This is a genomic window from Streptomyces sp. NBC_00986, assembly GCF_045162565.1.
GTDB lineage: Bacteria > Actinomycetota > Actinomycetes > Streptomycetales > Streptomycetaceae > Streptomyces.
Map to the genome: position 1 here is coordinate 11,340,824 of NZ_CP108733.1, position 17,470 is coordinate 11,358,293.

Consider the following 17,470-nt stretch of genomic DNA (forward strand, 5'->3'; position numbering starts at 1 on the left):
TCACTGCTCGACGGCGCGACGGTTCGCGCGCAGGTAGAGGACGGCGAAGACCAGCGAGATGACGATGAGGATGTTGCCGAGCGCGGCACCCTGTCCGAAGTCGAACTGCTGGAAGGAGAGTTGGTAGGACTGACTGGCGATGGTCTGCGTCGCGTTCGCCGGTCCGCCGTTGGTGAGCCCGAGGATGACGTCGAGCACCTTGACCGTGTAGACGACGCCGAGGACGAGCACCACGCTGACCACGGGCCGCAGCAGGGGCCAGGTCACGTGCCGGAACGCCCGCCAGCCCGTCGCGCCGTCCAGGGCCGCCGCCTCGTACAACTCCTCGGGGATGTCCTGGAGTCCGCTGTAGAGGATCGCGACGTTGAACGGGATCCCGATCCAGATGTTGACCACGATCACCGCGAACAATGCCAGCGAGGTGCTGGTCAGCCAGCCGGGACGGTCCTGTACGAGGTGCAGGGCGCCGAGGAACCGGTTGAGCACGCCGTTGTCCTGGTCGAGGATCCAGCGCCACACCGCGCTGGAGACGATCAGCGGCACCAGCCACGGCAGCAACAGCAGGGAGCGCAGCACGCCGTTCAGCGGGAACCTGCGGCGGAAGAACAGGGCGATCGCCAGACCGATGAGGAACTGACCCGCGATCGAACCCACCGTGAACAGAACCGTGTTGAGGAGTGCCTTGTCGAAGACGGAGGACGAGATGACGGCCCGGTAGTTGGCGAAGCCGACCCAGGGCGCCTCGCCGGTGTAGAAGGTGGTCGTCGTGTAGTGCTGGAAGCCCATGACGACGTTCTTGACGACCGGGTAGCCGAAGAAGGTGACCATGTAGGCCAGGGCGGGCACCAGGAACAGCAGGTGGGACTGGCGGCGCCGGTTGCGTTTCCCGAGCCTCCGGCCCGCCGGGGCGCAGTCCGTGGCCGGCACCGCATGCTCCTTGGCCCGCACCGCACGGCGCAGTACGTCAGCCATCCTGGGCCTGCTTCAGCGCCTTCGCCGGAGTCGCCCCCTGCGTGAGCGCGGTCTGCAGCGCGGTGTAGATCTTGGTGGCCGCCTTAGGCCAGTCCTTGCCCAACTCACCTGTGCGGGCACGGGCGTTGCGCACCTGGTCGGTGAACGCCTTCATCCGGGGCTGCTCGGCGGCGAACTTGTCCATCAGCGCGGTCTTCGTCGGCACGGTCTGGCGCTGCTGGGCCAGCGACAGCTGGTTCTTGTCGGAGTTGAGGCACGCGACGACCTTGGCCGCCTTGGCCTGGCGCTGCGCGTTGCCGGTCTGCGGGACGGTCCAGGTCTCACCGCCCAAGGGGACGACGGGAGTTCCGCCGGCCTTGGGCACGGGGATCTGGACGACGTCGTAGTGCAGGCTCGTCTTCTTGTCGAGGATCGGGAACTGCCAGGGGCCGTTGACCATCATGGCCGCGTTGCCCGCCGCGAACTGGTCGTCGGCGTCGGCCTGGGCCCAGCTGACCACCGACTTGGACGCCGATCCGTCCTTGACCAGATCCACCCAGAGCTGAAGTGCCTGCGCGGTCTGCGGAGTTGCTATGTCCTTCTCGTCGCCGCCGTTGGACCACATGAAGGGCAGGAACTGCCAGGTCCCCTCGTAAGTGGCCGGTGCGGCGAAGGCGATGCCGTACCGCTTGCCCGAAGTGAGCTTCTTGGCAGCCGACTTGAGCTCGGCCCAGGTGGTCGGTGGCTTGACTCCGGCCTTGTCGAGCATGTCCTTGTTGTAGAAGAGGCCGAGCGTGTTGGTCACCGGTTGCAGGCCGTAGAGCTTGCCCTGGTAGGTCGACGCGTCCACCACGCCCTTGGCGTATCCGTCCGCCTTCAGGCCGAAGTCGCTGAGCGGGGCGAGGGCGCCGCTGGCGGCGATCTGTTGCAGGTCGGGGTTGTCGAGCATCAGGACGTCGGGCAGGGTCCGCGACGAGGCCTGTTGCAGCACCTTGGGTATCAGGGACGGGCCGGCCACCGCCTCCCGCTTGATCTTCACGCCGTTCTGCTGACCGCACGCGTCCAGGACCTTCGCGTAGATCCCCTTGTCGGGCTGATCGGCGTAGTAGTCCATCACCCGCAGGGTGTCGGCGCCGCCGGACGATCCGCTGCTCGAGCCACAGGCGCTCAGGGAGAGCGGCGCCAGGAGCGCCAGGGCCATCGTCAGTGTCGTTCTGCTGAGGATCGCTCGTCGTTGAGCCATGTTCGTTCTCTCCTCGGTCGGCGCTGTCTCGGGCGGACCGCGCGGGGTGTCGATGCGTATCGACAGCAATGACGCGTCATCCCCCTTGACACGAACAGTGGGGATCAGCGGGCGGACAGGCTGGTCTGACGCAGCGTCAGACGCGGGGTCGCCAGTTCAACGGTCGAAGGAGTGGGCACGCTCTCGCGGTTGAGCAGCCGGAACAGGATCCTCATCGCGCGGCGCGAGACGTCCCTGGGTTCCAGCGAGAGGTTGGTGACGGGGGGTGTGGAGGTCTCGGCCGTCCGGTCCGTGCACAGTCCGATGACGGACAGGTCGCGCCCGGGAACCAGACCGCGGTCCAGCAGGCTCTGCAACGTCGGCTGGATCAACTGGGGATCGGGGACGACGAGGCCCAACCGGCCGTCGCCGGGCCCTCGTTCGGCAAGCGCTTCGTCCAGGGCGGCCTCGGCACCGGCGCGGCTGGTGTCCGGCGGGCTCACCTCGGCGTAGGCGACGCCGTGCGCGGCGGCCGCGTCCTCGGCTCCGCGCAGGAAGCGGCGGACGAAGTTGACGTCGCGGGCCATGACGTCACGCGGGTAGCCGAGCAGGACGACGCGGTCGTGCGCGGAGGCGGCCAGTTCGTCCACCGCCATGCGTCCGGCCAGGGTGTAGTCCAGGTCGACGCAGTACAGGCCCTCGGGGTCGTCCGGCACGCCGATCAGGATGACGGGCACGCTCAGCCCGGCCGCCACGGGGATGCGCGGGTCCTTGGACCCGACCTCCATCAGGACGATCGCGTCGCACAGGGACTGGTCGCTGAGCCGGGTGAGGCCCTCGGCGCCCTCGTCCTCGGTGGCCAGGATGACGTTGTGGTCCTCTTCCCGGGCGCACTTGGTGATCGTCTCGATGAAGGGCAGCACCCCGGTCATGTCGGCGCCGGGTGCGAACGGCACGACCAGGCCGATGACTTGGCTGCGCTGACTCGCCAACGCCCGCGCACCCGCGTTGGGTTGGAACCCCAACGTCTCGATCGCCTCCTCGACCCGACGCCGGGTCTCGGGGGATATCGAGCGGCGCCCGCTCATGACATAGGAGACGGTGCTCTGGGAGACGCCCGCCAACCGGGCCACGTCCCGGCTTGTCACCATGCGAGCACCTCCCTCGGTTCCCTCGCTGTCGATACGCGGTGTCGATACGTATCGACTGACTGGGATGAGACTGTAGGGAGGGGCCCCGAAGGGCGGCAAGGGTCGTGCAGGAAAAAGTTCCGCCGGCCAGGGACTCCAACCTCACGAGCAACCGAGGGCGCGATGGCTGGCTTCCGGGTCAGGTGTCCTGGCCGCCAAGCTCGTCGATGCCCGACTCACGGACCACGAGTCGTTCTGCGCCCACATCCGCCGCCGACGAATGGAAGAAGCGGCCGAGGCGCTCACCGCCTCTGGATCGCAGCTCGGCGTCTCGGAGGCCGCCGCACACCGGCAATTCACCGACGGCAGCCACTTCAGCCGCGCGGGACTCGCGGATCCGGCGTCAGCGCGGTGCGTCGGGCAAGGCGACGAGCAGCTGCTTGTCCGTCACCACGGCCAGCGACAGGGTGCGATAGCCGACCGACTCGAACAGGATGGTGATCTTGCCGTCGCCCTCGCTCATGACCTCGCCCTCGCCCCACTGGCCGTGGCTGACGCGGACGCCCGGCAGGTAGTCGTGGTCGTCCGCCGCGGGGCGTACGGCGGTCTCGGTCGTGTGGCCGGCGCCCGCTGAGGCGTCCGCGCGTGCACCGGTCCGGGTCCACCGGCGCCGGCGCGCGGCGTCCTCGCGCGGCTGTCCGGCGTCTCCGGACCGCTCGCGCTTCGACCGGCTCGCAGGCTTGGTCGCCGGGTCCGCGCAGTTGTCGCACGCCCCGCACGGGACGGGGGCGGAGTCGCCGAAGTAGCCAAGGAGGAACTGCCGTCGGCAGTCGGTCGTCTCGGCGTATCCGCGCATCATGTCGATCCGGGACTGTTCGAGCTTGCGGTGAGTGGCGTGGACGGCGAGGGCACTCTGCACAACGGCGTCGAGATCGTCATCCGCGGAGGCGCCGTCGGCGCCGGTGAAGCGGCTGCCGTCCCGTCCGGTGCGGACGGCCCCCGCCTCCTCCAGCAGGTTCAGTACGGCGGACAGTGCCGTCGCGCTGAGTTCGCAGTCGGCCCGGAGCCGGGTCGCGCTCACGGCGTCCGCGTCGCCGCGCAGGCGCTCGGCGACGCGGCGCAGTGCGTCGGCGTCGGGAGCGCCGGCGGCGAAGAAGCGTTGCAGGCCCAGGTCCTGAGTGCGGTAGGCGAGGATCGCCCTGGCCGGTGCGCCGTCGCGGCCGGCCCGGCCGATCTCCTGGTAGTAGGCGTCGAGCGAGCCGGGGACGGACGCGTGCAGCACGAACCGTACGTTCGCCTTGTCGATGCCCATCCCGAACGCCGAGGTGGCCACGACCACGTCGAGTTCACCGGAGCTGAACCGGTCCTGGGCCTGGCGGCGTTCGGCGGCGGAGAGGCCCGCGTGGTAGCTCGCGGCGGCCAGTCCCAGGTCGCTCAACTGCTCGGCGTAGCTGTCCGCCGCCTTACGCGTCCCCGCGTACAGGATTCCCGGCTTCTCCTCGACGGCCGTCCGCTCCACGACGAACCGCTCCTTGGCGGCCGCGTCCTGAAAGGCCGACACCTCCAGGCGGATGTTGGGACGGTCGAAGCCGGCCACTATCTCCACCGGGTCGTTCATGCCGAGACGTTCGGCGATGTCCCGCCGTACCGGGGCCGCCGCGTTCGCGGTCAGGGCGAGCACCGGCGGGTTGCCGAGCCGCTCTCGCGCGTGGCGCAGCCGCAGGTAGTCCGGCCGGAAGTCGTGCCCCCAGGACGACACGCAGTGCGCCTCGTCCACCACCAGCAGCCGGGGACGGACGGCGGCGAGCCGGTCCGTGACGTCCGGCTTGGCGAGCTGCTCAGGAGCGAGGAAGACGACGTCGACCGAGGAGGCACTGATGCGGGCCCATGCCGTCTCGTTGTCGCTTCGGCGCTGCGCGGAGTTGATGGCGGCGGTGCGCAGCGCGCCGGATCCGAGCAGGCTCTGCATCTGGTCCCGCTGAAGCGCGATCAGCGGCGAGACGACCACGACCGGACCGCCGAGCAGGACCGCGGGCACCTGATACACGGCGGACTTGCCCGCGCCGGTCGGCATGACGGCGAGTACGTCACGCCCCTTCATCACGGCCTTCATCGCGCTCAGTTGGGCCGGACGCAAGTGCTGCCAGCCGAAGACCCGACGGGCGGTGCCGCGCAGACGTCGGGACGTGAGTGCGAACATGCTTCTCCTCGAATGATGGGCGTCCAACCGCCGTGTGTCTGGCGGCTACCCCGGTTCGCCGGGATATCGCGTCGCGGTGGGGACGTGTCTCCCAACTCCGTTGGGCACAGGGGGTGTCGCCGATGCTCGCGGACCTCCAGGTACGGCTGGAACGGGCTCAGGGTTCGATGACGAGGTGCTCGACGAGGTCGTCGCGCAGGGTGAACCGGTAGTGGAGATCGACGGTGCCGCCGGGGAAGTCGCCTTCGAGGTGGTGGGTGGCGATGTAGTGCGTCTTGTCGGTCTCCTGAGCGTGCGTCAGTTCGGTGGTGTACGTGTACTCGGTGGCGGCACGGTCCAGCCACCGCTCGATCGCGGCGCTCCCTCGGTAGGCGTTGCCGTCGTCGATCACGACGGCGTCGTCGGTGAACGTCGTGACCGCGGTGGCGGTGTCGTGGGCGCGGTGCGCCGCGAGGTAGCGGGTGATGACCGCCGGCAGGTCGTTCGGGGCGATGGTCCGGGGCTGGTTGTCGTGCATGACGCTCCTGTCGGTGACGGTGGGTTCGGGTGGTTGGGCGACGGTGGGTTCAGACGGTGGGCGTGGTGCCGCCGTCGATGACGTGCTCGGCGCCGACGATGGCCGAGGCGCGGTCGGAGACGAGGAACGCGACGAGTTCGGCCACCTCCTCGGGCCGGTTGGGGCGACCGAGCGGGATGCCGCCCAGGGACTCCATGAGCCGGCCCAGTGCCGCTTCGTGGCTGATCCCGGCCTCGTGGGCGATCCGGGCGACGAGGTTCTCGGCGGCCGAGGTCCGGATGAAGCCGGGCGAGACGGTGTTGACGCGGACGCCGTGCGGGGCGAGCTGGTTGGCCAGGCCCTTGCTGTAGGTGGACAGGGCGGCCTTGGCGGCGGCGTAGGCCAGGGTGCCGTTCCACAGCGGCAGGCGGCGCTGGATGGAGGTGACGTGCACGATCGCACCCTTGCCCGTGGCGATCATGTGCGGCACGAGCGCGCGGTCCAGCCGGACGGCGGCCAGCAGGTTCGTGTTCAGCTCCGTCGCCCACTCGTCCTCGCCTAGCGAGGCGAATCCTCCGGCCGGCGCCTCGGAGCCGCCGAGGGTGTGGACCAGGATGTCCACGCCTCCCGCGCGGGCGTCCACCTCGGAGGCGACATCGGCGGCGCCCTGGGCGGTGGACAGGTCGGCTGCGATGAACGTCTTCGCGTCGATGCCGTCGGGGCGGCTGCGGGCGGTGACCAGCACGGTCGCCCCGGCTTCGGAGAGCCGTCCGGCGATCGCGGCTCCCGTGCCCTTGGTGCCGCCGGTGACCAGAGCGCGTCGGCCTTCGAGGGATTCGCTGATGGACAGGGTTTCGCTGATGGATGTGGTCACGTCGAGTCCGTTCCCGGGCGCGGGCATGGCGGGCACCACTCCCGTACTAACTGCTAAAATGGAAGCAACTAACTTCGACTTTAGCAGTAACTGAGAGGGTGGCCACCGTGGCAAGTCGGATCAGGCTGGAGGACCGGGAGTGCCCGCTGTCCACGACGGTGGAACACGTCGGCGAGTGGTGGACACTGCTGATCCTCCACGACGCCTTCGACGGCTACACCCGCTTCGACCAGTTCCAGGAGAGCCTGGGCATCTCCTCCAGCATGCTCACCACACGGCTGAAGACCCTGGTCGCGGACGGTCTGCTGGAACGCCGGCCCTATCAGACCAATCCGGTGCGCCACGAATACGTGCTCACCGAACTCGGGCACTCCCTGCGCCCGGTGATCGTCGCCCTGGCCGCCTGGGGCAACTCCCGCCTCGCGGCGGCGGAGCGCAGCATGATTCTCGTCGACGCGGAGAGCGGCGAGGAGGTCGAACCCGTCGTCGTCGACGCGAAGTCCGGCCGCCGACTCGACGACAGCGCCGCCTATGTCTTCACCGCGGGCCCTGCGGCCAGCGGCGCGATGCGCGACCGCTACGCGGGGCGTCCGACGGTTCCCGGAGGAAAGGGATGAATCCGCCTGAATCGCCTCGGGCCGCTGCGCACGGGAGGCGGCGGCAGCACCGAGGCAATTCGAGGGCCGGCGGATGTCGAGATCGTGGTGACGGCTCCGTCCCCGGGGCGGATGGCGACGACTTCCCTGGAGGACGGTTATGCGAGCGAGTGAGATCACCGAGATTCTGGACCGGCCGATCAGCCGGGAGCTGCTGGCACGCGACGTGCTCCGGCTGGCTTACGTGGCCAAGGACGGCACGCCCCGGAACATCCCGATCGCGTTCACCTGGAACGGTTCGGAGATCGTCATGTGTACGACGAAGAACGCCCCGAAGCTCCCGGCTCTGGGCGAGAACCCCATGGTCGCGCTGACGATCGACACCGAGGTGCATCCGCCCAAGATCCTGCTGATCCGCGGTCGGGCGGAGCTGGATGCCGTGGACGGCATCCCGGAGGAATACCTGCAGATGAACGGCTCCTACGAGATGACGCCCGAGCAGCGGGTCGAGTGGGAGGCCGAGGTCCGCTCGCTCTACGACGGCATGGTCCGGATCGTCGTGACGCCGACGTGGGCGAAGCTGATCGACTTCGAGACGACCCTGCCGAGCGCGGTCGAGGAACTGGTCAGGCAACGGGCCGAGCGCGAGCACGCCTGATCATCGCGGACGGCACCGCGCGCGGATCAGCGGGCGATCGAGATAGCGAAGGGCGCGAATCCGCTGGACCGGATCACGTGCGGTACGAAGAGGATCGCGGCCTCGACAGCCCGGGCGGTCTCGATCCCGCCGAGGTCCGTGATCCACTCCTGCTGCCAGCCGAGGTCCAGGAGAAGCCCGCGCACTACCTGCTTGGCCTCCGGGTCCGTGCCGGAGAGAAAGGCGGTGGGCGGCTGAGCGAGCGTGGCGGGCGCGGTCATCACCGAGTGGAGCATCGTGTTGAGCGTCTTGACGACGAGCGTCTCGGGCAGCGCCTCCTGGAGCTGCTCCGCGAGGCTTGAGCCGGGGTAGAGCAGGCCGGCGGGCAGTCCGTCCGGTCCGTCGACGGTGGCGTTGGAGACATCCACGAGGATCTTGCCCCGCAGTTCCGCGCGCAGCGCGGCGAGTCTCTCCAGCGAGCCGGCGCCCGGTGTGGCGTTGATGACGATGCGCGCTGTCCGTACGGCGTCCGCGGTGGCGCCCGGCGCGCGGGTCGCCACGGTCACCTCGTGCCCGGCCCGGGTGAGGGCGGTGGCCAGGCCGCCGCCGACGCGGCCGCCGCCAAGAACGGTGATGTCAGTCATGTCGATCCGGTCCTTCTGTGTCTCGAAAGCGATCAGTGCTCAGTGCTCAGTGGTACGTGGGCTGGGTGGCAAGTGGGCTCAGCGGGACAGCGTGGCGACCGCGTCGGCGTGCACGTCGGGTGCGGCGGCCAGGAAACTCTCGCTCTCCGGAGTCCAGGGGCGGCCCTCGACGTCAGAGACCCGTCCGCCGGCCTCGGTGACGAGCAGGACCCCGGGAAGCAGGTCCGCGCGGGCTCCGGCGAACTGCCAGAAGGCCTCGATCCGACCGGCGGCCACGTTCAGCAGATGCAGGGTGGCGGGCACGGATGTCCGCACCACGAGTGCGTCGACGAGCATCTCGGTGATCGACGCGCCGACGCGCCGCACGACCTTCTCGTCCTCGTCCGGCCTGGCCTGGCTCGTGGCCACGATGCTCAGACCGAGTTCCGGGGTCCCGGACACGTGCAGCGGCCGGCCGTCGAGGTGAGCGCCGGCGCCCGCGAGCGCGGTGTACGTCTCGCCGGTCATCGGAAGGTGGATCACGGTGAGCACCGGCTGGTTGTCGCGTACGAGGGTCGCGGTCACCGCCCACTCCGGCAGGCCGTGCAGATGGTTGACGTTGCCTTCGGCCGGGTCCACCACCCACCATTCACCGGCCGGGAGGGCGCCGCCCTCCAACTCCTCCTCCACCCAGCGGGCGTCCGGGCGCAGGGCCGTGAGGCGGGGGCGCAGGATGTCGAGCACCGCGTCGTCGTTGGCGGCGAGCGCTCGCATCAGCTCTTCGAAGGTCCGGTAGGGGACCACGTCCCCGAAGCGGTCCCGCAGAGCCGCACCCGCCGCACGTACGGCGATCTCGGTCTGCGCCAGCAGGTCGGCGTCGGAGGCGACGGCGGCTGTGGCGGCACTGGTGTTCCGCATCGATTCGGGCATGGCGGTACTCCCGTCTGAGCAGGGGGGATCGAGATCGACCGGGCGAGAACCTGATTCGTCCGCGCCCGCAGTTCGAAGGTAGGAGAGGCCATCGTTAACATCAAGTGCATGTGAAGCACGGCTAGGATGACTCCCATGCAACTGGATCTGAATCTGCTCGCCGCGCTCGACGCTCTGCTGGAGGAAGGCAGCGTGGCCGGCGCCGCCGACCGCCTGCATGTCACCGCCCCCGCGATGAGCCGCAGCCTCGGCCGGATCCGGCGTACGACGGGGGATCAGATCCTGGTGCGCACCGGACGCACGATGACCCCGACGCCGTACGCGATCGCTGTGCGGGAACAGGTGCACGACCTGCTCCAGCAGGTCCGGGGTGTGCTGGCGCCGAGCCGTGAACTCGACCTCGCGACACTCGAACGCACCTTCACGCTCCGCTGGCACGACGCGCTCGTCGCCCTCAGCGGGCCCGCGCTTCTGGCTGCCGTGCGCGAGCAGGCACCCGGCGTGCGACTGCGCTTCATCGCGGAGTCGAGCATCGACACACCGGAGTTGCGTCGCGGCGAGGTCGACCTCGCCGCGAACGCCGACCGCCCGACCGCATCCGAGATCCACGCCGATCGGGTGGCCGAGACCCAGCAGGTCGTCGTCGTACGGCGGGGGCACCCGCTCACCCGCGCCAAGACCCTCACCGCCGCGCGGTACGCCGCGGCGGAGCACATCGGCGTCTCGCGGCGCGGCAGGCTCGGAAACATCCTCGACGACGCTCTCGCGCGCCTCGATCTCACGCGACGTGTGGTGGTGACCGCGCCCACGGAAAGCGCCGCGTTCGAGTTCGCGCGGGGCTCCGATCTCGTCGTCACCGTCCCCGGGCCCACGGCGCGTTCGGCTGCCGCGGATCTCGGCATGGTCCTGCTCCCGCTCCCGCTCGACCTTCCACCGGCCCCGGTGTACCTGTCGTGGCATCAGCGCTACGACACCGACCCCGCGCACATGTGGCTACGAGATCTGGCACGGACCGCGCTGACCGGTGCGATGAGCGGGGAGGAGCAGACGGCACGGTGACACCCCTGCGTCCTCACCGATCGGGAACTGCCGTTCGTGCGCAGCCGGGCGACGGTCGCCTTGGCGGCGTCGCTGTCGGCGGCCTCCAGGACGGCTTCCTCCCAGCGGTCTTCTTCTTGTCCGTCCACACACGGAACGTGTCCCCAACCTGTCCGGGCCGAGCTGGGTCTCGGCCCGGACAAGCTGTTGTGCGGGGGCGCGGGTGACCTCGCGGGCTCAGCCCGCGTAGGTCGCGAACAGTTTGGAGAACTGGTACGGGGTCTGCGGGATGTTCGTGCACTCGCTCAGGCCACCGGTGCAGGCGTTCCCGTCGCGGGTGACGTCCCAGAAGCCCAGCTCGCCCAGGTGGTTCTGGCGGGCGAAGGTGAGCACCTGCTGTGCGTCGGCGACCGTGAACACCTCGCTGGCGGTGTCGTTCTGGCCGAGCATCGGGGTGAGGCCGACCATGGCCCAGGTCTGGGCGGTGGTGAGGTTCGGCCACACCGAGGCGATCTGGGCGCGGGTCGCGGTCGCGGCCTGGATGGCGTAACTGCCCATCTTCCCGGCCGGGTTGGGCGCGGCGCCGTCGCCGTAGTCCATGGCCATCAGGTTGACGGTGTCGACGTTCAGGTTGTGCGACTTGGCGGAGTTGAGGATGTAGAGGCCGTCCGCGGTCAGGCCACTGGGCAGGACCGGGAGCGTGAGTGTGACCTTGAGGTCGCGGCCCTTGGCGCGCTGCGCTGCCTGGACGGCGGCGACGGCCGTCGAGCGCCGGTCGATCGAGGCGTGGTCGACCGTGGCGGCGCCCTCGATGTCGAAGTCCACGCGGTCCAGGGCGTAGGCGTCCACGACCTTCTGGTACTGCGCCTGGAGCGCGGTCGTGCTGGTGCAGGCGAGGGCCAGTTCGGTGCCCGCCTCGCCACCGAAGGACGGACGCACGTCACCGCCCATCGCGCGCAGCGAGTCGAAGTCCGCCCGGTCCCAGGCCGCGCCCGGGTCGAAGGAGTTGAACCAGCTCGCGTTGCACCCGGTCGACCCGGCGGTGATGAAGCCGAGCGAGAACTGCCGCAGCCCGGTGTTCGTGGCGATCTGCGTGAGGTTCGGCGTCGGGTAGGCACCGAGGTCGATGAAGGGGGCCGCCACGCCGGGCGTGGTGCCGCTGCCCGCGGTCGCGGTGAGCGTCGCGGAGTGCGCCGACTCGTTGTTGGAGTCGTCGAGCGCGGTCACCGAGAAGCTGTGACTGCTGCCGCCGAGCAGGCCGCTCACCGTGGAGGTGGTGCCGGTGCCGGACGTGGTGGCGATGACACTGCTGCCCTCGTAGACCCGGTAGCCGACCACGCCGACGTTGTCGGTCGAGGCGTTCCAGCCCAGCGTGACGCTGCCGGGGCCGGTGGCCCGGACGGCGAGGCCGGAGGGGGTCGAGGGTGCGACGGTGTCGGCGGGGACGCCGGCGCAGGGGCCGTTGTTGATCAGACAGGCGCTCGGCGCGACGACCGAGCCGCTGTAGCTGAAGTCCATGCCGACGACGGGCGCGGAGTCACCGGGGGCGAGCGGGGCCTCCCAGGTGGGGGAGGTGATCGTGTACTGCGTCCCGCTGTGGGTGAGCGTGCCGTTCCACGAACTGGTGACGGCCTCGGTGGCGGGCAGCGTGAAGGTGATGGTCCATGAAGTGACCGCGTGGGTGGACTTGTTGGTGACCGTGTATCCGCCCTCGAAGCCGGCACCCCAGGTGGAGGTGATGCCGAAGGAGGCGATCAGACCGGTGTTGTCGGCCGCGTGGGCGGCCGGGGTGGCGATCGTGGCCATGCCGCCGACCATCAGGGCGGCGGTCAATGCGGCGCGCAGCGACGCACGTCTCATGCGGATGCTCCTCCGTGGGGCGAGGCCGCGCACGGCGTCGCGCCGGTACGCGGATTGCGGTGCCCTGCACGCCCGTCGCACGGTGGGGAGGCGCGGGTGGGGAGGAGCCGTGCGACGTGATCAGGGCGGGGTGAGGCAGGGGAAGACCGTCGAACGGTGAGTCGTGAAGTTAACCGGAAACTTTCCTTACATCTGCCTGCGCAGTGAAGCGTGGCTGGCCGCGTCGGCCGACGTCAAGAGATCCGGGAAAGATTCGTCTAGACCAATTTCGGTCCCGAGGGCGCGAGTTGCCGCCGGAGGCGGGCGCGGACGATGTTCTCGGCGATCGCCACGATCGTGCGGACCACCGTCTCGCAGCTCTCCACACTGTCGATGAGACCCTGCGCCCGACCGGCCCACCACATGCCGCCCTCGACGTCGCCCTCACTCGGTGCCCGTTGCCTGCCGCGTTTCCCGGCGGCGAGTACGGCGACGTCGGAGAAGGCGACCCCCGGGGCGCGCGCCGATGCGGGCGATGCCCTGCGAGGCCGAATTGCGCGCCACCCGGGCGGTGTTGCCGAACCCCCGGAAGACGATCTGGGTGCCGCGCTCGTCGTTCGCGATAATCCGGGCGAAGCCGCCGGACGCGATGACCGGGATACGCAGCCTGTGGGCGGCGGCCGGGATCAGGACGAGGCCGGGGGCGTCGTCCTGACCGGGGTGCCCGGCACACTCGAATCCGCCGATGCTCAACTCCCGCTCGCCGCCGAGGACATCGACGAACGGTCGGTGGATCCAGTTCTGGAACCAGGCGCTGCTCGACCCCCGCCTACGGCCCGCGCAGCGGCGGATCTACTCGGGCTGCTGCCGGGTCGCCGTGGACGTACTGGACGAGTGCCCGTTCGAGGGCCTGGCACCGGAGGCGGACGTCGAAGCCCTCGCCGACCGGTTCACCGCGATGGTCGACGGCCTGGCGATCCAGATACTCGCCGGTTCGACCGAGCTGTGGCCGGACCGCATGCGCTCGCTCCTGCTGCGGGCCTTCGAACCACACCTCGCCCCGATCGACCACCCGGGCGCGCCCGGCTGACGGGCGGGACGTTCTCGCGGCCGTCGCTCCGCGAGCCCGTGCACACGGGCCTTCCCCCTCCCGCGGGTTGTCACCGCAGTCCGCTGTAGGCGGCCATGACGATCTCCATGCCGCGGTTGTCCGCCTCCTGCTCCCGGTCGATCATCTGGTTCATCACGTAGGCCACCGTCATCCGTGCGTCAGGGTCGCTCACGACCAGCGAGCCGCCCCATCCGCCCCATCCGAAGGTGTTGCCGAACTTTCCGAAGCCCACGGTCCAGGACATCGGCGTCCGCAGCACCCGGTCCTCGCCGCGGAACACCCCCTGCCACGCGGGCTCGCAGCCCCGGGGGGACAGCAGCCGCACGCCACCGGCCGAACCCCGGTTCGCCAGGACCGACTGGACGAGGGCGACGGACCGGGCGTTGCCGAAGCCGTTCACCGCGGGGATCTGCGCACGGCGCCAGGCCACGGAGTTGGCATCCCTGACCCGGACCGAAACACCGGTGTACTCCCGACGTGTGCCGTCCGGTCCGAGCGGTGCGCCGGCGGCGAACTCGTCGGTCAGTGACGGCGGCGGGATGAGCGGTGCGACGCGGTGGTCGTCGGCGGCGGAGAGCCCGATGTGGAAGTCCGCGCCCAGCGGTTCGGCCACTTCCTCGGCGAAGAAATCGCCGAGGCTACGGCCGGTGATGCGGCGGACGACCTCGCCGATCAGGAACCCGAAGGTGAGCGCGTGGTACCCGCCGGCTGTTCCCGGTTCCCATTCGGGGGCCTGCGCGGCCAGCCCCGCCGTCACGCTCTGCCAGTCGTAGAGGTCCTCGACCGTCGTCGGCCCGGACAGGTCCGGCAGCCCCGCCGTATGGGACAACACGTGGCGTACCAGCAGACGCTCCTTGCCCGCCGCGGCGAATTCGGGCCAGTAGGCGGCGACCGGCGCGGACAGATCGAGCAGGCCCTGGTCGGCCAGGACGAGCGCGCACAAGGCGGTCATGTTCTTGGTCGTCGAGTTCACGCCCGTGAGGGTGTCGCGCTCCCAGCCGACCGTGCGGTCGGCGTCGGCGTACCCGCCCCAGAGGTCGACCACCGGTTCGCCGTCGAGGTGGACGGCGACCGAGGCACCCACGTCGTCCTTGCCGAGCGAAGCCGCGAGGGCCTCCTCGACTGCGGCGAACCGCGGCTCGCACAGCCCTTTAACATCAGTCATGTGCGCAAGCCTCAGCCAGCGCCGAGGCCGCCCGCCCGACAATTCCCGGACGGCTTCTGTCGGGCAGGGTGCGAAGGAATCACCTACACCTGAAGACGGCCCGGCCGGCCGTATCGACAGCTGGTCCCGCGATCTCGGGGACCCCTCGAACGGCATGTGTGTCACCACAGCGCACCCGGCCGCAGGAGCTGCCGCATCGGGGTGCGCATGCCTACGGGGGAGACACAGGGAAGAGGGACGGATACACGTGCTGGACCGGCTGAATCAGGCGCTGGACCACCTGGAGGCCTGCCTCGACCGGGAGGTCGACGTGGCCGAGGCGGCCCGGATCGCCGCGGTGTCGGAGTACCACTTCCGGCGGTTGTTCTCCGCCCTCGCCGGGATGCCGCTCCCGGTCTACGTGCGGCGCCGCAGGATGACGCTCGCCGCGGCCGAAGTGCTGGCCGGTGAACGCACACTGCTCGATGTCGGGGTGCGGTACGGCTACGGCTCGGGCGAGGCGTTCGCCCGGGCGTTCCGGTCGGTGCACGGCATCGGTCCGGGCGAGGCCCGGCGCACGGGCGCACTGCTCACGGCACAGCCCCGCATGTCCTTCCGCGTCGTCGTCGAGGGCAGTACGACGATGCGGTACCGGATCGTGGAGAAGGAGGCGTTCCGGATCGTCGGCAGGAAGGCCCGGGTCCCGCTGGTGCACGAGGGGGTCAACGCGGCCGCCGCGGCGCACGTGGAAAACCTGGACGAGCAGGCGATCGTACGGATGAAGGAGCTGGCCGGCCCGGAACCGGAGGGGATCCTGTCGGCAGCGGTGTACCTGACCGACAGTCGCGAGGAGGGCGCCGAGGCGGACTACTGGATCGGCGTGGCCACCGGCCCGGAAACGGCCATTGCGGAACTCGACGCCCTCGACGTGCCGGCCGGGACCTGGGCGGTCTTCGACAACGACGGGCCCTATCCGAGCGCGCTCCAGGAACTGTGGCGGGACGTGTTCACCCAGTGGTTCCCCTCCAACCCGTACACGACCCGGCCAGGACCGGAACTCCTGCGGACCCAACTGGTGGAGATCGGCGAGGAGACCCACTCCCAGCTGTGGATCCCGATCGAGCGGAACAGCGGGAACGCCGCCGCGTGAACTCCGGTCTGCCGACCGGCGGGGATGCTCCAGTTCGTTCCGCCTTCGGAAGGCAGGGCGACGGGTCGACTGTGACGCAGGCCATGATTCTCGTCGTCCGATCTTGGAATGCGTGAGTGCCTGCCGCGGCTGTAGCGCTCGTAGACTTTCCCTGCCCTGAGGGGCGCATCGGGCAACGGTGGTCGGCGCGACAGGCTACAGAAACAGGGCGAACGGGACGCATCACGGTCCTGCCCACGTCCCCCGCATCCGCACGCAAACCGCTGCCCGTGAAAGGTACTTGCGCTCCATGCCACTGGCCCTGCTGGCCCTTGCCCTCGTCGCGTTCGGTATCGGTACGACCGAGTTCGCCACCATGGGACTGCTGCCCCAGATCGCCCACGGCGTCGGCGTGTCCGTGCCGCACGCCGGCAACCTCGTCTCCGCCTACGCGCTCGGTGTCGTCGTCGGGGCGCCCGTCCTGACCGGCATCGGCGCGCGCATCGCCCACAAACGGCTCCTGCTCCTGCTGTCCGCACTGTTCGTGGTCGGCAACGTCGCCTCCGCTCTCGCCCCGAACTTCGGCCTGCTGTTCGCCGCACGGTTCCTGGCGGGCCTGCCGCACGGAGCACTGTTCGGCGTGGGTGCTGTCGTGGCCTCCCGGCTGGTCGCTCCCGAACGAGCCGGGCGGGCCGTGTCGAGGATGTTCCTCGGACTCACCGTCGCCAACATCGTCGGCGTCCCGGCCGGCACCGCCCTCGGGCAGCATCTCGGCTGGCGGTACGCCTACTGCGCCGTCGCCGTCATCGGCCTTGTCGCGCTGGCCGCGCTGGCCGCGTTCGTCCCCCACCAGCCCCGCAGCGACCAGGCCGGCATCCGGCACGAACTGCGGGCGATGGGCAACCGGCAGGTCGCCCTGGGCCTGGCCACCGCCGTCGTGGGATTCGGCGGTTTCTTCGCCGTCTACAGCTACCTGGTACCGATCCTGACCCACCTGACCGGTCTCTCCGACTCCTCCACGACGTGGGTCCTCGCGCTCTACGGCATCGGGATGACCCTGGGCACACTGATCGCGGGTCCGCTCACGGACCGGGCTCTGCGCCCGACGTTGTACGGGGGCCTCTTCCTGCTCGGTTCGACGCTCGTGGCGTTCTACTTCACCGTCCACAGCACCGTCCTCGCCCTGGTGACCCTCGCCTTCATGGGGGCGATGGGCGCCCTGGTCACCACCCCTGTGCAGATGCTGCTCATGGCCAAGGCGAAGAACGCCCCGACGATGGCCGCGGCCTCCAACCACTCCGCCTTCAACCTGGCCAACGCCGGCGGCGCCTGGCTCGGCGGCCTGGCCATCTCCGCCGGCTGGGGCTGGGCCTCACCGGCCCTGGTCGGGGCGACGCTCGCCGCAGCCGGCCTCGGCCTCGCCCTCCTCGCAGGCCTCACGGACCGCGACACCGGCAGCTCCGCACTGATCACTTCCTCATCGGCCCACACCCCGTCAGAACCTTTGTCGACGACGGCTCAAGCGCGGACCAGTAGCGACGCCTGAAAGG

18 protein-coding genes are annotated in these 17,470 nt (G+C 70.1%); 6 read left to right on the forward strand and 12 right to left on the reverse strand.

What is annotated here, in order from left to right; translation table 11 throughout:
• The 6 genes from OG504_RS51170 to OG504_RS51195 all read right to left on the reverse strand — a co-directional run bounded on the left by OG504_RS51170 (position 1) and on the right by OG504_RS51195 (position 6,900).
• On the reverse strand, positions 1 to 972 hold the full coding sequence (locus tag OG504_RS51170; RefSeq protein ID WP_405996029.1) for a carbohydrate ABC transporter permease: 972 nt from the start codon (positions 970 to 972) through the stop codon (positions 1 to 3).
• On the reverse strand, positions 965 to 2,194 hold the full coding sequence (locus OG504_RS51175) for an extracellular solute-binding protein (RefSeq protein WP_405996030.1): 1,230 nt from the start codon (positions 2,192 to 2,194) through the stop codon (positions 965 to 967). The genes OG504_RS51170 and OG504_RS51175 overlap by 8 nt, the downstream gene beginning before the upstream one ends.
• Positions 2,195 to 2,298: 104 nt before the next feature.
• Positions 2,299 to 3,324, reverse strand: coding sequence for a LacI family DNA-binding transcriptional regulator (locus OG504_RS51180; RefSeq protein ID WP_405996031.1), 1,026 nt, complete (start codon positions 3,322 to 3,324; stop codon positions 2,299 to 2,301).
• A gap of 382 nt (positions 3,325 to 3,706) precedes the next feature.
• The gene (locus OG504_RS51185) at positions 3,707 to 5,503 is read right to left on the reverse strand and encodes a RecQ family ATP-dependent DNA helicase (RefSeq protein WP_405996032.1); all 1,797 of its coding nucleotides are present in this window, start codon (positions 5,501 to 5,503) and stop codon (positions 3,707 to 3,709) included.
• Between the two features lie 157 nt (positions 5,504 to 5,660).
• The gene (locus OG504_RS51190) at positions 5,661 to 6,020 is read right to left on the reverse strand and encodes a nuclear transport factor 2 family protein (protein WP_405996033.1); all 360 of its coding nucleotides are present in this window, start codon (positions 6,018 to 6,020) and stop codon (positions 5,661 to 5,663) included.
• A 49-nt stretch (positions 6,021 to 6,069) separates the two neighbouring features.
• On the reverse strand, positions 6,070 to 6,900 hold the full coding sequence (locus OG504_RS51195; RefSeq protein WP_405996034.1) for an SDR family oxidoreductase: 831 nt from the start codon (positions 6,898 to 6,900) through the stop codon (positions 6,070 to 6,072).
• 80 nt (positions 6,901 to 6,980) lie between these two features.
• On the opposite strand from OG504_RS51195, the gene OG504_RS51200 reads away from it, so the two are divergent.
• Positions 6,981 to 7,490, forward strand: coding sequence for a winged helix-turn-helix transcriptional regulator (locus tag OG504_RS51200; protein WP_405996035.1), 510 nt, complete (start codon positions 6,981 to 6,983; stop codon positions 7,488 to 7,490).
• 139 nt (positions 7,491 to 7,629) lie between these two features.
• On the forward strand, positions 7,630 to 8,127 hold the full coding sequence (locus OG504_RS51205) for a pyridoxamine 5'-phosphate oxidase family protein (protein ID WP_405996036.1): 498 nt from the start codon (positions 7,630 to 7,632) through the stop codon (positions 8,125 to 8,127).
• Between the two features lie 26 nt (positions 8,128 to 8,153).
• Here OG504_RS51205 and OG504_RS51210 read toward each other — a convergent pair whose 3' ends face one another.
• Complete coding sequence (locus OG504_RS51210; protein ID WP_405996037.1) at positions 8,154 to 8,750, reverse strand: NADPH-dependent F420 reductase; 597 nt, start codon at positions 8,748 to 8,750, stop codon at positions 8,154 to 8,156.
• A gap of 78 nt (positions 8,751 to 8,828) precedes the next feature.
• Positions 8,829 to 9,659 carry an inositol monophosphatase family protein gene (locus OG504_RS51215; RefSeq protein WP_405996038.1) on the reverse strand — a complete coding sequence of 277 codons (831 nt, stop codon included), beginning with the start codon at positions 9,657 to 9,659 and terminating at the stop codon, positions 8,829 to 8,831.
• 135 nt (positions 9,660 to 9,794) lie between these two features.
• Between OG504_RS51215 and OG504_RS51220 the strand changes: the two genes are divergently transcribed.
• Complete coding sequence (locus tag OG504_RS51220; protein WP_405996039.1) at positions 9,795 to 10,718, forward strand: LysR family transcriptional regulator; 924 nt, start codon at positions 9,795 to 9,797, stop codon at positions 10,716 to 10,718.
• A gap of 216 nt (positions 10,719 to 10,934) precedes the next feature.
• Here OG504_RS51220 and OG504_RS51225 read toward each other — a convergent pair whose 3' ends face one another.
• The 3 genes from OG504_RS51225 to OG504_RS51235 all read right to left on the reverse strand — a co-directional run bounded on the left by OG504_RS51225 (position 10,935) and on the right by OG504_RS51235 (position 13,289).
• Positions 10,935 to 12,557 (reverse strand): cellulose binding domain-containing protein, encoded by a 1,623-nt coding sequence (locus OG504_RS51225; RefSeq protein ID WP_405996040.1) that lies wholly within the window; start codon positions 12,555 to 12,557, stop codon positions 10,935 to 10,937.
• Between the two features lie 257 nt (positions 12,558 to 12,814).
• The gene (locus tag OG504_RS51230) at positions 12,815 to 12,961 is read right to left on the reverse strand and encodes a hypothetical protein (protein ID WP_405996041.1); all 147 of its coding nucleotides are present in this window, start codon (positions 12,959 to 12,961) and stop codon (positions 12,815 to 12,817) included.
• Positions 12,962 to 12,980: 19 nt separating this feature from the next.
• Positions 12,981 to 13,289, reverse strand: a complete 309-nt coding sequence (locus tag OG504_RS51235; RefSeq protein ID WP_405996042.1) for a hypothetical protein — start codon at positions 13,287 to 13,289, stop codon at positions 12,981 to 12,983.
• Here OG504_RS51235 and OG504_RS51240 point away from each other — a divergent pair.
• A complete protein-coding gene (locus OG504_RS51240) occupies positions 13,282 to 13,626 on the forward strand; it encodes a TetR family transcriptional regulator C-terminal domain-containing protein (RefSeq protein WP_405996043.1) in 345 nt (114 codons plus the stop codon). The two genes, OG504_RS51235 and OG504_RS51240, sit on opposite strands and share 8 nt — an antisense overlap.
• A gap of 70 nt (positions 13,627 to 13,696) precedes the next feature.
• On the opposite strand, the gene OG504_RS51245 is transcribed toward OG504_RS51240, so the two are convergent.
• Positions 13,697 to 14,812 (reverse strand): serine hydrolase domain-containing protein, encoded by a 1,116-nt coding sequence (locus OG504_RS51245; protein WP_405996044.1) that lies wholly within the window; start codon positions 14,810 to 14,812, stop codon positions 13,697 to 13,699.
• Positions 14,813 to 15,059: 247 nt separating this feature from the next.
• Between OG504_RS51245 and OG504_RS51250 the strand changes: the two genes are divergently transcribed.
• Positions 15,060 to 15,941 (forward strand): GyrI-like domain-containing protein, encoded by an 882-nt coding sequence (locus tag OG504_RS51250; protein WP_405996045.1) that lies wholly within the window; start codon positions 15,060 to 15,062, stop codon positions 15,939 to 15,941.
• A 289-nt stretch (positions 15,942 to 16,230) separates the two neighbouring features.
• Positions 16,231 to 17,466 carry an MFS transporter gene (locus OG504_RS51255; protein WP_405996046.1) on the forward strand — a complete coding sequence of 412 codons (1,236 nt, stop codon included), beginning with the start codon at positions 16,231 to 16,233 and terminating at the stop codon, positions 17,464 to 17,466.
• The last annotated feature ends 4 nt before the right edge of the window (positions 17,467 to 17,470 follow it).

Excerpts from the sequence above, each read along its gene's own strand:
- OG504_RS51245 (WP_405996044.1), bottom strand. The coding sequence starts at position 14,812 with ATGACTGATGTTAAAGGGCTGTGCGAGCCGCGGTTCGCCGCAGTCGAG.
- OG504_RS51180 (WP_405996031.1), bottom strand. The coding sequence starts at position 3,324 with ATGGTGACAAGCCGGGACGTGGCCCGGTTGGCGGGCGTCTCCCAGAGC.
- OG504_RS51185 (WP_405996032.1), bottom strand. The coding sequence starts at position 5,503 with ATGTTCGCACTCACGTCCCGACGTCTGCGCGGCACCGCCCGTCGGGTC.
- OG504_RS51230 (WP_405996041.1), bottom strand. The coding sequence starts at position 12,961 with ATGTGGTGGGCCGGTCGGGCGCAGGGTCTCATCGACAGTGTGGAGAGC.
- OG504_RS51210 (WP_405996037.1), bottom strand. The coding sequence starts at position 8,750 with ATGACTGACATCACCGTTCTTGGCGGCGGCCGCGTCGGCGGCGGCCTG.
- OG504_RS51175 (WP_405996030.1), bottom strand. The coding sequence starts at position 2,194 with ATGGCTCAACGACGAGCGATCCTCAGCAGAACGACACTGACGATGGCC.
- OG504_RS51215 (WP_405996038.1), bottom strand. The coding sequence starts at position 9,659 with ATGCCCGAATCGATGCGGAACACCAGTGCCGCCACAGCCGCCGTCGCC.
- OG504_RS51195 (WP_405996034.1), bottom strand. The coding sequence starts at position 6,900 with ATGCCCGCGCCCGGGAACGGACTCGACGTGACCACATCCATCAGCGAA.
- OG504_RS51205 (WP_405996036.1), top strand. The coding sequence starts at position 7,630 with ATGCGAGCGAGTGAGATCACCGAGATTCTGGACCGGCCGATCAGCCGG.
- OG504_RS51255 (WP_405996046.1), top strand. The coding sequence starts at position 16,231 with ATGCCACTGGCCCTGCTGGCCCTTGCCCTCGTCGCGTTCGGTATCGGT.
- OG504_RS51225 (WP_405996040.1), bottom strand. The coding sequence starts at position 12,557 with ATGAGACGTGCGTCGCTGCGCGCCGCATTGACCGCCGCCCTGATGGTC.
- OG504_RS51220 (WP_405996039.1), top strand. The coding sequence starts at position 9,795 with ATGCAACTGGATCTGAATCTGCTCGCCGCGCTCGACGCTCTGCTGGAG.
- OG504_RS51190 (WP_405996033.1), bottom strand. The coding sequence starts at position 6,020 with ATGCACGACAACCAGCCCCGGACCATCGCCCCGAACGACCTGCCGGCG.
- OG504_RS51240 (WP_405996043.1), top strand. The coding sequence starts at position 13,282 with ATGCTCAACTCCCGCTCGCCGCCGAGGACATCGACGAACGGTCGGTGG.
- OG504_RS51170 (WP_405996029.1), bottom strand. The coding sequence starts at position 972 with ATGGCTGACGTACTGCGCCGTGCGGTGCGGGCCAAGGAGCATGCGGTG.